The organism is Corallococcus sp. AB030 (genome assembly GCF_003668965.1).
GTDB classification, from domain to species: Bacteria; Myxococcota; Myxococcia; order Myxococcales; family Myxococcaceae; genus Corallococcus; species Corallococcus exiguus.
The window spans coordinates 13,376-28,198 of sequence record NZ_RAWQ01000145.1; the positions used below are offsets into that span (position 1 = coordinate 13,376).

At 71.0% G+C, this 14,823-nt stretch carries 8 protein-coding genes; 4 read left to right on the forward strand and 4 right to left on the reverse strand.

Annotated elements, in window-relative coordinates; genetic code table 11:
- Positions 1-52: 52 nt before the first annotated feature.
- On the reverse strand, positions 53-2,716 hold the full coding sequence (gene fdhF / locus D7Y15_RS29145) for a formate dehydrogenase subunit alpha (RefSeq protein WP_121754602.1): 2,664 nt from the start codon (positions 2,714-2,716) through the stop codon (positions 53-55).
- Positions 2,704-4,173, reverse strand: a complete 1,470-nt coding sequence (locus tag D7Y15_RS29150; protein ID WP_120578629.1) for an NADH-quinone oxidoreductase subunit F — start codon at positions 4,171-4,173, stop codon at positions 2,704-2,706. The genes fdhF and D7Y15_RS29150 overlap by 13 nt, the downstream gene beginning before the upstream one ends.
- Positions 4,174-4,306: 133 nt before the next feature.
- Between D7Y15_RS29150 and D7Y15_RS29155 the strand changes: the two genes are divergently transcribed.
- Together D7Y15_RS29155 and D7Y15_RS29160 are read left to right on the forward strand one after the other, a co-directional pair.
- Positions 4,307-6,946, forward strand: coding sequence for an ATP-binding protein (locus tag D7Y15_RS29155; protein ID WP_120578630.1), 2,640 nt, complete (start codon positions 4,307-4,309; stop codon positions 6,944-6,946).
- A 74-nt stretch (positions 6,947-7,020) separates the two neighbouring features.
- Positions 7,021-9,729: a hypothetical protein gene (locus D7Y15_RS29160; protein ID WP_121754603.1), complete on the forward strand. Its 2,709-nt coding sequence runs from the start codon at positions 7,021-7,023 to the stop codon at positions 9,727-9,729.
- A gap of 3 nt (positions 9,730-9,732) precedes the next feature.
- Here D7Y15_RS29160 and D7Y15_RS29165 read toward each other — a convergent pair whose 3' ends face one another.
- A complete protein-coding gene (locus tag D7Y15_RS29165; protein ID WP_148712895.1) occupies positions 9,733-10,869 on the reverse strand; it encodes a hypothetical protein in 1,137 nt (378 codons plus the stop codon).
- Between the two features lie 156 nt (positions 10,870-11,025).
- On the opposite strand from D7Y15_RS29165, the gene D7Y15_RS29170 reads away from it, so the two are divergent.
- Positions 11,026-13,059 (forward strand): membrane dipeptidase, encoded by a 2,034-nt coding sequence (locus D7Y15_RS29170; RefSeq protein WP_121754605.1) that lies wholly within the window; start codon positions 11,026-11,028, stop codon positions 13,057-13,059.
- Between the two features lie 174 nt (positions 13,060-13,233).
- Positions 13,234-14,643, forward strand: coding sequence for a hypothetical protein (locus D7Y15_RS29175; RefSeq protein ID WP_121754606.1), 1,410 nt, complete (start codon positions 13,234-13,236; stop codon positions 14,641-14,643).
- A 66-nt stretch (positions 14,644-14,709) separates the two neighbouring features.
- On the opposite strand, the gene D7Y15_RS29180 is transcribed toward D7Y15_RS29175, so the two are convergent.
- Positions 14,710-14,823 (reverse strand): transposase (locus D7Y15_RS29180; protein WP_147452043.1); only part of this gene is annotated, 114 nt, incomplete at its 5' end.

Consider the following 14,823-nt stretch of genomic DNA (forward strand, 5'->3'; position numbering starts at 1 on the left):
CGGCGGAGGGCGGGGTGCCACGAGCGGGGCGTCGCTCGCCGCCGCGCCCCGGCTACTCCACGAGCTCCACCCGGACGGCCGTGACCTTGTAGTCGGGCGTATGGGTATACGGGTCCTGATGCGGGCCGATGACGGCGTTGATGAGGGTCTCCGCGGTGTGGAAGGTGGTGAAGAGCTCGCCGGGCCGCAGCCCCTCCGCGCGGTGCATGGGCAGCACCGCCTCGCCATGCCGGCTGCGCACCCGCACGCGCGCGCCCTCGTGGAGCCCCAGCCGCTCCGCGTCCGCCGGGGCCATGTCCAGCCAGTCGCCGGGTTGGAGACGCGCGTTCGGCGTGCGGGACGTCATGGTCCCCGCGTTGAACGCATACAGCCGCCGGCCCGTCATCAACACGAAGGGGAAGTCCTCCGAGCGCGCCTCCGGCGACGGCGTGTAGCTGATGCGGCGCAGCGCCGCCCGGGGGCCCAGGGCAAAGCCGTCGGTGTGCAGCACCCGGGTGCCTGGATGCGCCTCGTCGGGGCAGGGCCACTGGAGGCCGCCGTGCTCCAGGCGCGCATACGACAGGCCGGCCCCCACGGGCCACATGCGCCGCACCTCGTCCCAGATTCCTTCAGGGGTGGTGAACGCGAAACCTTCAGGGTGTCCCAGCGCGCGCGCCGCGCGGCAGAGGATCTCCCAGTCCGGCAGGGACTCCCCCGAAGGGGGCAGCGACGCGCGCACCCGCTGCACGCGCCGCTCGCCGTTCATGAACGTGCCGTCCTTCTCGAACGAGGTGCACGCGGGCAGGAAGACGTGGCCGCAGGCCCGCGCGGTCTCGTTGAGGAACAGGTCCTGCACCACCAGCAGCTCCAGTTGCTCCAGCGCCTCGCGCGTGGTGTTCGCCCCCGGGTTGGTGAGCAGCACGTCGTAGCCGAAGGCCCACAGCGCCTTGAGCCTCCCGCCGCGCGCCGCCTCCATCATCCGCATCAGGTCGAGCCCCGGCGTGGAGGGCAGGGGTGAGCCCCAGGCGGCCTCGAAGCGGGCGCGGTGCTCCTCCAGGGGGACGTAGCCGGTGAGCTGCCCCGGCTCGCAGCCCATGTGCGCCGCGCCCTGCACGTTGTTCTGTCCGCGCAGCGGGTTGACGCCCATGCCCGGCCCGCCGAGGTTGCCCGTCAGGAGCGCCAGGTTCACCAGCGCCATGACCGTCTCCGTGCCCTGCACGTGCTCCGTCATGCCCAGCCCGTGCACCATCATGGCCGGGCCGTGCGTGGCGTAGAGGCGCGCGGCCGTCCGGAGGTCCTCCGCGTCCACGTCGCACAGCCGCGCGGCGCGCTCGGGCGTCCAGTCGCGGATGAAGGCCTGGAAGTCCTCCACGGCGTCCACGCGCTCGCGCAGGAAGTCCGGGGCGCAAAGGTCCTCGGCCACGATGACCTGGGCCAGCGCGTTGAGCAGCGGCACGTCCGTGCCGGGCCGGGGCCGCAGGTGCACGTCCGCGTAGCGCGCCAGCTCCGTGCGCCGCGAGTCGATGACGATGAGCTTCGCGCCCCGGAGCACCGCCTGCTTGATGCGGGCGCCGACGACGGGGTGGCACTCGGTGGCGTTGCTGCCCGCCACCAGCAGGGTGCGTGCGTGCTCCACGTCCTCGAAGGAGTTGGTGGAGGCGCCCGTGCCCAGCATCCGCTTCAGCCCGGCGGCGCTGGGCGCGTGGCACACGCGGGCGCAGCAGTCCACGTTGTTCGTCCCCAGCACCACGCGGGCCAGCTTCTGCGCCAGGTAGTTCTCCTCGTTGGTGGCGCGAGCGGAGCCCAGCATGCCCACCGTGTCCGGGCCGTGCGCGTCCCGCAGGCGGCGCAGGCGCTCCGCGATGAAGCCCAGCGCCTCGTCCCAGGAGGCCCGCCTCCAGCCGCCCGCCTCGCGCAGGAGCGGCACGGTGACGCGGTCCGGCGCCGTCACGAAGTCGAAGGCGTAGCGCCCCTTGGAGCACAGGTGGCCCCGGTTGGACGGGCCCTCGCGCGAGGGCCGCACGGTGACGATGCGGCCCTCACGCGTGCCCACGTCCATCTCGCAGCCCACGCCGCAGTAGGAGCAGGTGGTCCGCGTCCACGCCTCCGGCGAGCCCCGGTCCAGCAGGGTGCGGTCCTCCAGCGCGCCGGTGGGGCAGCTGTCCACGCACGCCCCGCAGGAGACGCACGAGCTCTCCCGCAGGCTGGGCCCGTCCGGGAGGATGCGCGTCGCGGCGCCCCGGTCCCACACCCGCCAGACGAACTGTCCCTGAACGTCGTCGCAGATGCGCACGCAGCGGTAGCAGTGGATGCACTGGGACATGTCCACGTGGATGTACGGGTGCGAGTCGTCCAGCGACTCCGGCCGGTGCGTGCCGAGCGCCTCGTCCGCAAGGCCGTACTCGCGCAGCGCGCGGTGGAAGGGCTTGTCCGGGTGGCGCGCCACCGCTTCGGCCGGGTACTGGGAGGCCAGCAGCCGCAGCAGCACCCGGCGCCGCGCCTCCACCTGGGGACTGCGCGTGCGCACCTCCATGCCCTCCGCCAGTGGAGTGGTGCAGGCGGCCACCGGACGCTCGCAACCCTCCACCTCCACGATGCACGTGCGGCACGCGCCCACCGGCGTCAGGCGTGTGTCGTCGCATAGCGCGGGGATGGAGATGCCCAGGGACTCCAGCGCCTCCAACACGGTGCCGGGCGCGCACTCGCGAGCCTGCCCGTCGATGATCACCCGAAGCATGCCTCCACCTCCTCCCGGTAGTGGCGCAGCACGCTCCGGGCGAACTCCCCCAGCCCGGTGCCGTGTCCACACAGGCTGGTGAGGCGCAGCGCCTCGGTGACCTCCTCCCAGTCCGCCGCGCCGGCACGGGGGGCGGTGCCGGCGTCCAGCACGCGCGCGAAGAGTCGCTCGACGTGTCGCGCCCCCAGGCGGCAGGGCGTGCACCTTCCGCATGACTCGTACGCGCCGAAGGAGAAGACGTGGTGCACCAGCGCGGCGATGGGCGTGTGCGCGTCGAAGGCCACCACGCCGCCATGCCCCACGGAGGCGCCCACCGCCTGGAGTTCCTCGAAGCCCAGCGGGGTGTCCAGCAGGTGCGGAGGGAGGATGCCCGCCAGCGGCCCGCCAATGAGGACGCCCTTCATCGGCCCGGTGCGCAGCCCGCCTCCCAGCTCCTCCACCACGGTGCGCACCGGCGTGCCCAGCTCCACTTCGTAGAGTCCCGGGCGGTGGAAGAGCGAGTTGAGCGACAGCACCTTCGTGCCCCGGCTGCCCGGGATTCCCAGCGCCGCGTAGGCCTCGCCACCATGGCGTGAGATCCACGGGAGGTTGGCGAGCGTCTCCACGTTCTGCACCAGCGTGGGCTGGCCGAACAGGCCCGCCTGGGCGGGGTAGGGGGGCCGCGCGCGCACGAAGGGCCGGCGTCCCTCCAGGGCGTTGAGCAGCGCCGTCTCCTCGCCGCACAGGTAGCTGCCGCGCCCCACCTCGATGGAGACCTCGCAGGAGAACGCGCTGCCCAGGATGTGTGGACCCAGCACGCCCTCACGGTGGGCCTCGTGCAGGGCCACGTGCAGCACGCACGCCGCGAGCGGATACTCCTTGCGCACGTAGATGACGCCCCGGCGTGCGCCCACCGCGTAGGCCGCCAGCAACAGGCCCTCCAGCACGGCGTGGGGGTCGTCCTCCATCAGGAAGCGGTCGATATAGGCCCCGGCGTCACCCTCGTCCGCGTTGGCCACGACGACCTTCTCCGCGCCAGGCGCGGCGGCCACCGCGCGCAGCTTGCGTCCGGTGGGGAAGCCCGCGCCTCCCCGGCCGCGCAGCCCGGACCGCTCCACCTGCGCGATGAGGGCCTCGGGGGGCGAGGACAACGCCTGCTCCAGGGCCGCGTAGGCGCCCTGGCGGGTGGCCTCTGTCACGGCGCGGGCTCCACCGCTGGCGACGCGCCCCAGCGTGATGGCCTGGGGGGCCCGGACGTGCACTTCAGGGCGAGCGTCCTCACCCGTGACGGAGGGCGCCCGGTAGCACTGGCCCAGGCAGTAGACGCGGGTCTCGCCCGAAGTGGCCTGCCGCCAGCGCGCAGCATCCAGGTGGCGCGCGACGAAGCAGGCGGTGCCCTGACAGGCATGCGTCCCCAGGGGGCCAGGCCCCAGGTGGTAGAAGGATTCGATTTCGGGTGTGTGCTGCCCTGGCTTCATGCGCCGCCTCCTCCCGCAACATGCGCACGCCGCGTGATTCGGACTTCGCGCCCGCACTGCTTCCTCGGGGTGACATCCCTCCTCACTCCAGGGCGATTCGCACGGCGGTGTCCCCCGCCCATCCTCCGGGGCCATGGCCACGACACCGCACGATGCCCCGGAGGCGGGTCAGCCGTACCTGCCCACGCCCCAGGCGGAGGCGCAGGCCTTCGCGTGGGACGACCTGCTGACGTCCACCCGCCAGGGACTCCGGGAGCTCTTCTCCTGGCTGGAGGCGGCCTGCGAGGGCAGCGCGGACGCGGCCAGCACTGAACACCTCTCCACCAGCCTCCTCGTCTCCGGCGCCCGGGGCTGCGGCAAGACGACCCTTCTGCTCAGCGCCGTGCAGGCGTTGCGGGACTGGAAGTCCTTCGTGCGCGGGGCGCCCGGTCCGGAGGTGCCCGCGCTGTCGCGGACGCTCGAACGGCTGGAGCGGCGCATCCTCTGGCTGGAGCCGCTCGACCTGGAACCCGTCCCGACGCAGGCGAACCTGCTGGCCACGCTGCTGGTCCGCGTGCGGGCCGCGTTGGATCAACCCCGCCGCGGGAAGGGCGAGCGCGGCGAGTCCGCCCGGTGGGCCTCCTCCATCCTGGAAGAGGGCGCGGAGGAGACGTGGGGGAAATTGGATCACCTCATCCGCGACGCGTCGTTCATGTGGGAGGACATCCCGTCCACCACCGATGCCCGCGTGCGCGCGGAGCAACAGATCCGCGCGTCGGAGATCTACGCCAACTTCCAGCCGCGCTTCGCGGACGCCATGGAGGACGTGGCGCGCACGCTGTCCATGCCGCGCTTCGGCGCGTCCGGCGGTGACCAGGTGCTGCTGGTGCTGCCCATCGACAACGTGGACCGCAGCATCGAGCACCTCTACAACATCGTGAAGCTCACGCGCATGGTGGCCAGCCGCCACCTCTGGTTCGTCCTGGCCGCCGGACACCAGGAGTTCCAGCGCTTCATGGAGCGCTCCTTCCAGAAGGAGCTGATCATCTCAGGTCAGGCTGGCATCGGTGCGCGCGGCCAGGAGGAGACGCTCGCCATCGCCCGGCGCCAGGCGGCCACCACGCTGCGCCGCGCGCTGCCGCCCAGCTACCGCATCGCGCTGGACCTGGTGGAACCCCACGAGGCCTGGCGCTTCCCTGTGGACGGGAGAGGTGAGCCGCTGGGCTCGCTGCTGCGGCGCCTGCGCCTCCCTGCCAGCAAGCGGACGGAGTCGCGCGTGCTGGAGACCTTCGCGGATCTCTTCGACCTGCAAGCCCGCCTCGCGCCCGACGTGGCGCGCTGCTACCGCGAAGCCCTCCGCAATGACGACGCGGAGGCCCGCGAAACCGAAGCGCGCCCGGACGAGCCGCTCCTCCACCACGTGGGGAGGCTCGCGCTCACGCTGCCCGCGCGCACCCTGCAGGACCTGTGGCACGCCGTCCGGCACGAGGTCATGTGCTCCGCCGCGCCCACCACCGGGGCCGCGCCGGAGCAGGGTGAGTCCGTGGTCCGCATCGCCTCGGAGATGCTCCGCAACGCCATCGACGAGAGCGACCTGCCGGCCTGGGCCAGCGAGCAACTGCACCACCGCATCCTCCGTCAGGACGACCAGGGCCGCGTCTGCCTGGACCTGACGGGCAAGCCCATCCGCCGCTCCAAGCGCACCAGCCTCCATGGCGTCCTGCAGGCGCCGCCGCGCGATCCCGGTGGAAACGGGACGGGCGCGCACGCCCGGGTGCTGGGTACGGAGGTGCACCTGCGCCGCTTCCACGAGGTGATCCTGGTGCTGGAGGACCTGGAGCAACCCGGCCGCGAAGCGCCGCTGCCCGCGAACGTCGCCGGCTGGTTCATGGTCCTGCATGACGTGCTGATGCTCTTCGAGCGGCCCCGCGTGCTGAGCGCGGACGTGACGGCGCTCGAGATGAGTCCGGAGATGATCGCCACCGTGCACGAGTTCTGGTCGGGCCGCGCGCGCGGCGAGCCGTTCGTCCAGGCCGCGTTCTGGTGGACGCCCCCCTCGTGGAACACCTTCATCGAGTTCGCCATCCTCACCGCGCAGTGGCGCGCGTTCCTGGTGCGACTCTCCAGGGGCTTCCTCACCGCTGGGGACGGGGAGGACGCCACCCTGCGCGCGCGCTTCATCCAGGCTGCGTGGGTGGAGAACATCTGCTCCGTGTCCGGAATGGCGATGGGCCGGTGGAACTGGGGCGATGAACGCCAGGGCACCGTCTCCGTGCTGAAGGCTTCGCGGCTGACCCTCGCGCTGGAACGCTATGAACAGTGGGTGCGCGACACGGTGGCGGAGCTCGTCACGCGGATCCGTGAGCACAGCGCCGGGTATGATCGGCTCTGGACGGCGCAGGTCTGGCTTCGCGACATGCTGCCGCTCCAGGTGCTGCCGGAGTTCGCGCTCGCCGTCGATGCGCGGAGCCTGCTTCGCCAACCGTCTGGTGTCGCCAGTCCGAATGACGGCTGGGACCTCCTGGTGAAGGACTGGCGCACCCAGGCGCCCCGGCTGGCGGCATTCCGGCATCAGCGGGTGCGCGACGCGGTGAACCGCTCCAGCGCGGCGGAGTCTCTCCGTCAGGCGCTCGGCGCGGGTGGTGGGCGCGCGTCGGAGACGTACTACGGCTGGCTCGACACCCTGGTGGATGCGTGGTTCGCGGTGGTGGACCACGACGGGGATCCGCTGGCGGGGGTGGTGCTGGGCATGACGCACCGCTTGACCCCCACGTCCCCGGATGAGCATCCGTGAGCCGCGAGGGCGCACGCCCACCCCCGGGAAACCTGGCCCCACGCCGTGTCCCTGAGGCCTACGTCCGAGCCGAGGTGGCCAGCTTCCCACTGACGAGCCTCGGGGCCTTCCGCTCGGCGGTGACGGAGCTGGTGCCGTCGCTGGACGCGGAGTCCGGCGGCCCCACGCGCGCGCTCTGGCGCGAGTGCGAGAAGAGCCTGTCGGAGCACGCCAGCGGCTGGTCGTTGGACCGGATCATCGCCGTGCGCGACGCGTTCTGGTTTCCCTCGCGAGGCCACGTCAGCCACCGGCAGGCCCCGCGCACGGGCGTGTCGATGTTCCATTACCTGCGGCACCTGGCGGACACGCACCTGGAGCGCAGGCCCGGTGTCACCGTCATCTTCCAGGGCACGGGCGCGGAGGCGGTGGAGGCGCTGACGCACTACCGCTGGCTCACCTTCGCGATGCCAGAGGATCTGCTGCTGGCGGCCGTGCCGGTGGAGCCACCTCCGACGCGCGTGGACATCGAACCGCCGCTGCTGGTGCGCCACCTGTTGGATCGCGGCGTGGCGGAGGTGCACCACCACGTCGGCGCGGGCATGGACTTCCCGCTCCTGTGGGCGTCGCTGCTGTCCTCCGTGGGAGACGCGGGCCTGGATCCGCGCACCCTGACGGGGCCGGGCATTCCCTTCGACGAAGGCGAGGTGATGCTGCGCTGGCTGCTGGCGACCGCGGTGACCCGCTGTGTCCTCGCGGAGGTCCTGCTGCGCCGCGAGACGCCTTCGCTCCTGGACTTCGTGCGCGGCCTCTCGGAATCCCAGGCATGGCTGCCGCAGCGGCGACGCGTGCTCTCACGCACGCTGGAGGCGCTCTCGCGGGGCCGGAGAGAGATCCTCCCGGCGCTGGATGAGCTGCGCGGCCTCTACGAGGACCTCCACCCGCTGGCGGCCCGCAATGTGACCGACCCGCCCGCCACGCTCGATGAAGTATGGCGGCGGTGTGATCCGGTGGCCTTGCGACTGCGCCTGAGAAGTCCCAACGGAGGGGAGCGCTGGCTGGTGCGCGCGGGCCTGAATCACCTGGGGCGCATGGAGCGCGCGGGTGAGCACGACGTGCACTTCGACCGGCTCTTCTGGCAGGTCCAGCGCGTGCGTTGCATCAGTTACCGCGCCTACGTGCAGCGGCCGCTGACCGCGGGCCTCCAGTGGTTCATCCGCTTCTATGGTCGTCCAGCCGCGATGAAGCGGCCCCTGCGCGCCGTGCGCGCGGAGGTGTCCTACGCGGTGGCGGGCGGTGACCAACCCATCGCCGCGCTGGAGGTCCGCACGAGCCTCGCGAACGACCCCATCCGTATCGCGGAGGAGCTGGCCTCCCTCACGCAGTCATGGCGGGGCGTGCTGGGCCGCACGGGAGAGCGCGCCGTCGGAGGGCGCCCGCCGGAGTTCGGCGTGGTGATGCACCTCATCAAGGCCCGGGACCCCGGCCGGAACTGGACGCAGGGGCAGCCGCCCGCGCACGGCATGGGCACGTACGCGGAGCCGGTGCCCGAGGGACGCGTGCGGCTGGGCGGACGATTCTCCGACTACTTCGCCGCGCAGTCGGTGCAGGTGGAGGCGCTGGTGGACCTGATTCGGGCGGTGCCACTGTCGCTCTGGCTGGTGCGGGGCCTGGACGTGGCGTCGGATGAGCTGAGCGTGCCCACGTGGGTGCTGGCACCGCTCTACCGCTACGTGCGGTGGGGCGCCGCGCGCGCCGCGACGAAGCGGGAGGCCCGGGGCGCTCCACCGCTCCGCCTGACGTCGCACGTGGGCGAGGACTACCGGCACCTCATGGAGGGACTGCGCCGCATCTACGAGAGCATGCACTACCTGCTGGACCGCACCGGGGGACGGCTGGGTCACGCCACCGCGCTGGGCGTGGAGCCCGGGATGTGGGCGGAGTCCGTGGGCGCGGTGATGATGCCGGCCGAGGACCGGCTGTGGGACCTGGTCTTCGAGTGGCGCCTCTACGGCGACTACCGGCTGCCACCGGCGCTGGCCGCGGAGGCACCTCCCGGAAGGCCGCAGCGCGTGGAGAACATGCTGCGCGAGCTGTCCGAGTCCGTCTTCGGAGACTGCATCGCGCCGCACGTGCTGGCCGAGGCGCACCACGTGCTGCACAACCTCTGGTGCCCGCCGCTGGCGCGGGAGGAGGGCGGCGTGGGGCTGGATGCCTTCAGCCGCACCTTCCGCCGGCTGAACTGGACCCGGGTGCTCAACGCGGAGCAGGTCCGAAGCCTCCTCATCGCCTACCGGGAGGACGAGCGCGTGTTCCAGCGCGGGCAGCAGTTGGTGGACATCCCGCTGGATGCGTCGGAGGTGGACGCGCTCCGGGCGGTGCAGGACGCGATGCGCCGGCACGTGGGCGCGCGGGGGACCGTCGTGGAGGTGAACCCGTCCAGCAACCTGCTCATCGGCAACTTGATGGACTTGCGCAACCACCCCATCCTGCGACTCAACCCCCCGCGCGCGGATGACAACGCGCCCCCGCCGGTGCCCATCGCGTTGGGCGCGGACGACCCCGTCACGTTCTCCACCTTCCTGCTGCGCGAATACTCCCTGCTGCACGAGGCGGCGCGCAGCGCGGGCTACTCCGAGCGGGTGGTGCACGAGTGGCTGTCCACCATCCGCCAGACGAGCATGGACGCGCGCTTCACCGCGCCCTGGCGCCCCAACGCCCTGCACATGGCGGACGAGCTGCTGGCCGCGCTGGCCCGCTTCGCCCGGAGGTCCGTGCCCCGCCACGAAGCCCCAGCGCCCGCTTGATCCTCACCGCGCCGCTGGCGTGCGAGGCGGCGGAGTGCTGGCGGGGTTGGACGGAGGCAGCACCTTCTCCGACTGGCCGAGGAGCCGGCCCAGCACCTTGTCCATGATGGAGCTCAGGAGCTTGTCCGCGGACCAACCCGCGACGACCGCCAGCGCCATCAGCGTGAAGAACACGGCCTGGTTGTCGCTCACGACGATGTGGAAGAGGGCAGGGCTGGGGTCCACCCCGGTGCTTCCCGTCCGAGTGTCCACCGACAGCAGCATGCGGGACTGCTCCAGGAAGAGGAGCATCAGCGCCGCGAACGCGCCGATGACGGGCTTCACCATCAGGTGGTAGGCGAAGAAGCGGCCCGTTGCCCCCGTGGCGACGACGAAGCGCTCCTTCGACAGCATGTTGGAGATGATGGCCCCGGAAGCCCCCGCGAAGCCCACCAGGAGCAGGCCCCGGGGAATCAGCTCCCCCGGCCAGGTCTGGATCAACTCCCGCGTCAGCAGCACGAAGGAGATGACGAAGACCGCCAGCAGCAGGAGCGTGCTGAAGACCTGCAACGAGACGTTGATGGAGAGCTGCCAGAACGTCTTGTCCACCTGCTGGTTGACGGTGTCGAGCGCCCCTCGAAGCACGCTGCGGCAGTAGCGGGACTCCTCCGCGTCGAGGGGCGGGGGAGCAACGCTTCCGGGCTCGTCCACGCGGGTGAGCTGGCGCACGCTCCGGGGCAGGGGACCGCTCGCCCTGTCCGCGCCGAGCCAGAGGTGGGCCCGCGAGTCCGTCACCCGGCGCTCGAACTGCTGTTGGATCTCCAGCGCCCGGGGCACCAGCATGGACGCGGGCATCACCAGCAACAGCAGCCCGTCGACCTCATGGATGAGCTCCCAGAAGGAGAAGGACCAGCGCCCCGTGGGCTTGTCCAGGCACCACCGCGCGGCCTCCAGCTTCTCCTGGCATTGCCGCAGGATGGCCGTCTCCTCGGCGGTGAGATCCTGGCGGATCCGGCACAGCTCGAGGAGCGAGGCGTTGCTCTCCACCCTGTTCCAGAGCAGCTGGGTGGCCGAGCCGAACCCCCACCGCCGCCGCCGGAAGCCCACGCGCTTCAGCAGCTCCGGTAGCGCAGAGTCGGGGAGCGTGTCGGTGGCCTCCATGAGGCACACATGGCCACGTCTCGGGCATGTGACAACCCTCCCGCGTGGCGCGTCGCGTCAATGCGAGGCTTCACCGCGCTTAGGCCGCAAGCATTGATTAGCTGGAACCGGGGCTGATACTCCCAGTGTGCCCCACCCCCCAGAGAGGTGCATTGCATGTCGCGTCGCTCCCGAATTGTCTCAAGGTATTTGTTCTCACCGCTGCTCGCGGCCACGTCGCTCGCGCTGGCCTGCGGGCCCGTCACGGACGAGCCGTCCGCCCCCGTGGAGGCGCCCGTGGAGGTGGCCCAGCCGCTCGCGGTGAGCGGCTTCGCGGAGATGCACCACCACATGTTCGCCGAGGAGGCGTTCGGCGGTGGGTGGTTCCACGGCAGTCACACCGGCACGCTGGCGAGCTGTGACGGCGGCATGCCGGAGAGCGACCACGCGCGTGTCCGCATGGACCTGAGCAACATGCTCAACCTCTGTCCCAACTCGGGCAACGTGAACCTGAGCGGCATCCCCGTCCTGTCCGACGTCTTCGGCGTGGGCGGCGCGGTGGCGTCGGAGATCATCGGCCAGGTCGAAGGCACCCAGGGCGACACCGGTCTGCACCTGGGCCGCATGGACACGCCCACCCAGTGGCCGCGCTGGGACACCATCGCGCATCAGCAGGCGTGGGAGGGCTGGCTGAACAAGGCCCGCCAGGGCGGCATGTCCCTGGTCATGGTGTCGCTGGTCAGCAACGAGTTCCTCTGCAAGGCGCTGCCGTACCAGAACCTCAAGCGCCCTTGTGACGAGATGATGGACGTGGACGTCCAGCTCCAGATGGCCCGCGACTTCGACGCGCGCACGGACTGGGCGGAGATTGCCCTTTCGCCCGCGCACGCCCGGCAGATCATCGCGCAGGGCAAGCTCGCCATGGTGCTCTCCATCGAGTCCAGCAAGCTCTTCGGCACCAAGGACTGGCGCGCGGAGTTGAACCGCGTCTATTCGCTGGGCGTGCGCTCGCTGCAGCCCGTGCACCAGCTGGACAACCGCTTTGGCGGCGCTGCCCCGCACAACGCCATCTTCCAGGTGGCCCAGTTCCTGGAGAACTGTCACATCGACACGGACTGCGGCCTCACCGGCAACGGCTTCACGCTCGGCTTCGACGTGGACGCCAACTGCAAGAACACCAAGGGCCTCACCGCGGACGGCAAGCTGCTGGTCCAGGAGATGATGAACAAGGGGATGCTCATCGACATGGCCCACATGTCCGAGAAGAGCGTCCAGGACGCCTATGCCCTGTCCCAGGGCCAGACGTACTACCCGCTGTTCATCTCCCACGGCCACTTCCGCGAGGTGATGAACCCGGACCTGGCCTCCAACGAGAAGACGACGCCGTCGTGGGTGGTCCGCTACGTGCGCCAGACGGGCGGCATGTTCGGCCTGCGCACCGCGCACGACGAGACGCGCAACTACAACCGCACGCCGGTGGCCAACAACTGCCAGGGCTCCACGCGCTCGCTCGCGCAGGCGTACGAGTTCGGCCGCCAGGGCCTGAAGGTCAACATGGGCTTCGGCGCGGACCTGAACGGCTTCATCCAGCAGACGCGCCCGCGCTTCGGTGACTTCGGCGCGTGCTCCGCGGGCTTCCACGCGGAGGCGGACGCGCAGGAGGAGCAGCAGCGTGTCTCCGGCCCGCCGCCGCTGGGCACCGACTTCGACGTGTACGGCCTGGCCCACGTGGGCCTCCTGCCGGACGTGGTGAAGGACCTGAAGCAGCTGGGCGTCAACACCACGGGCCTGGAGGGCTCCTCGGAGAACTTCATCCGGATGTGGGAGCGCGCCAACGGCACCCGCACCGGCATGGCGGACGCGGCCAACGACATCGACACCGGTGGCGTCGACCCCTACGTCGCCAAGGCGACCCGTGAGGCGGCGTTCCCGAAGATCTGCGGCAAGGCCTACGCCCCCAGCACCAAGCTGGTGTCGGAGACGTGCCGCTTTGATCAGGAGTGCAAGTCCAGCCTGTGCAGCGCCTTGGACAACTGCGGCGACATCCCGGGTGTCTGCACCTGCTCCGCCGACACGCACTGCGCCGCGAACCAGTTCTGCGGCTGGGGCACCAACGACGGCAAGTGTGTGAACAAGCGCGCCAAGGGTTCGCTGTGTTCCGCGGGCCGCGAGTGTCAGTCCGGCAAGTGCTCGTGGCTGATGTGCACGTGAGCTGAAGAATGAGGGCCCGGCGGGAAGGATTCCGCCGGGCTTCATCCCCGGGCGCCTGTCGTATGGGCGCCGTCCGACGCGCGCGGTTCCCCTCCGGACCTCATGCCATCTGGGAGCAGTGCCTCCACCTTCCGCCGTCGGTGAGCTGGGTCCCGGGCTCCCAGGAGGCGGAGAATGGCAGGACGCACGTGGCTGTGGGGTGCGGTGCTGGCGGTGTGGCTCGCCGGTTGCGGCGCGCCGCCGGAAGAGAAGGACCTGGCACCCACGCCGGCGGAGGCGCTGGAGGTCCAGGAGACGGACGCCGTCGCGGCCGGGGCTCCGGGGCATGACCCGAGGGGCCGGCCCTACTGGGTGCAGCCAATCCGAGGAGCGGACGACGATTTCCCAACGGGCATCGAGCACGACCGGGAAGGCAACGTCGTCACCGCCGGGTATTACTTCGCCCCCGTCGACTTCGGGACTGGGCCCATCGGGCCGTCCACCGGGCTTGTCGGGGCGATCTCCAAGTACAGGCCTGATGGGACGCTTGTCTGGGCGAAGGTGCTCGCCGCTCCCCCTCCGCCTGGAGGGGGCTTCGGCGGGGTGAACGTCTCTGCCCTCCACGTCGACCGGGCCGGGAACATCCTCGTGGGTGGAGGGCAAACCGGCGGGCTGGATCTGGGCAGCGGTCCGCTTCCCGAGGGAGCCTTCCTGGCTCAGTTCAATCGCCAGGGGAACCTGCAGTGGGTGAAGAGCTTCGTCGGCATCATCGCTCCGAGAGCGATCACGACGGACCGCGCTGGCAACGTGGCCATGGCGGCCTACCAGCAAGGCACGGTCGACTACGGGGACGGTCCCGTCACGGTTCCCCCTACCAGCCTGGATGCCGATGTCCTCGTCAGCTACACGCCCGGGCTGGACCTCCGGTGGGTCTACCTCGAGGTCTCACATGGCTTGCTGAACGACGTCTCCGCGGACGCCGAGGGCGACTTCTACCTCGCGGGTATCGGACCGGATCCGGTGTTGCCATTCACCGCCATGGCCCGGTTCCAGCGCATCTCCTCGAAGGGCTGCCGGGTGTGGCTCCGGACGATTCCGGGGGCCAACTCCTTCGGCGTGCGGGCCCGCGTCAATGGCAACCGCGTCATCACGAGTGGTGACGTCCAGAACAGCTTCAGCTTCGCGGGAAGGCCCGTCGTCGTGTTCGGCCCACAGGGCTTCGTGGCGGCCTACACGCGCGCGGGTGAGGAGCGCTGGGCGGGGGCGATAGGGAACGGGACGGCGTACGCGGACATCGACCATCAGAACCATGTCTTCGCCACCGGCCGGTACACCGCGGGACAGCCCTTCGGGTTCGGGCGGGGACCGCTGCCGGGAGTCACGCAGGACGGCGGCTACCTGGCGCGCATCGAGCGCTCCCATGGACAGCTCGAGCAGGCGCGGATGGTGGCGACGGGACCGGTGACACCCATGGACCTGTCGGTGACGGAGGACGGCCGGGCCGGAATCATCGGGCTCTTCGGCGGTGCGACCGACTTCGGCTTCGCGACGCTGGACACCGTGGGCAAGGGGGACGACGTCTTCGTCCTCCAGCCCAGGCGCTGAAAAGCACGGGCCCCCGCGCGAACGCACGGGGGCCCGAGCCTGCGAAGCGGGGGCTAGGGGGTGTCCCTAATTGAGCCACATCCGAGTGCAGGCGAGGTGGATGAGGGCAAGGTAGTTGCGGGCTGTCTTCTCATATCGAGTCGCGAGGCGGCGGAAGCGCTTGAGGCCATGGAAGAACCG

Excerpts from the sequence above, each read along its gene's own strand:
- D7Y15_RS29150 (WP_120578629.1), bottom strand. The coding sequence starts at position 4,173 with ATGAAGCCAGGGCAGCACACACCCGAAATCGAATCCTTCTACCACCTG.
- D7Y15_RS29165 (WP_148712895.1), bottom strand. The coding sequence starts at position 10,869 with ATGGAGGCCACCGACACGCTCCCCGACTCTGCGCTACCGGAGCTGCTG.
- fdhF (WP_121754602.1), bottom strand. The coding sequence starts at position 2,716 with ATGCTTCGGGTGATCATCGACGGGCAGGCTCGCGAGTGCGCGCCCGGC.
- D7Y15_RS29170 (WP_121754605.1), top strand. The coding sequence starts at position 11,026 with ATGTCGCGTCGCTCCCGAATTGTCTCAAGGTATTTGTTCTCACCGCTG.
- D7Y15_RS29155 (WP_120578630.1), top strand. The coding sequence starts at position 4,307 with ATGGCCACGACACCGCACGATGCCCCGGAGGCGGGTCAGCCGTACCTG.
- D7Y15_RS29175 (WP_121754606.1), top strand. The coding sequence starts at position 13,234 with ATGGCAGGACGCACGTGGCTGTGGGGTGCGGTGCTGGCGGTGTGGCTC.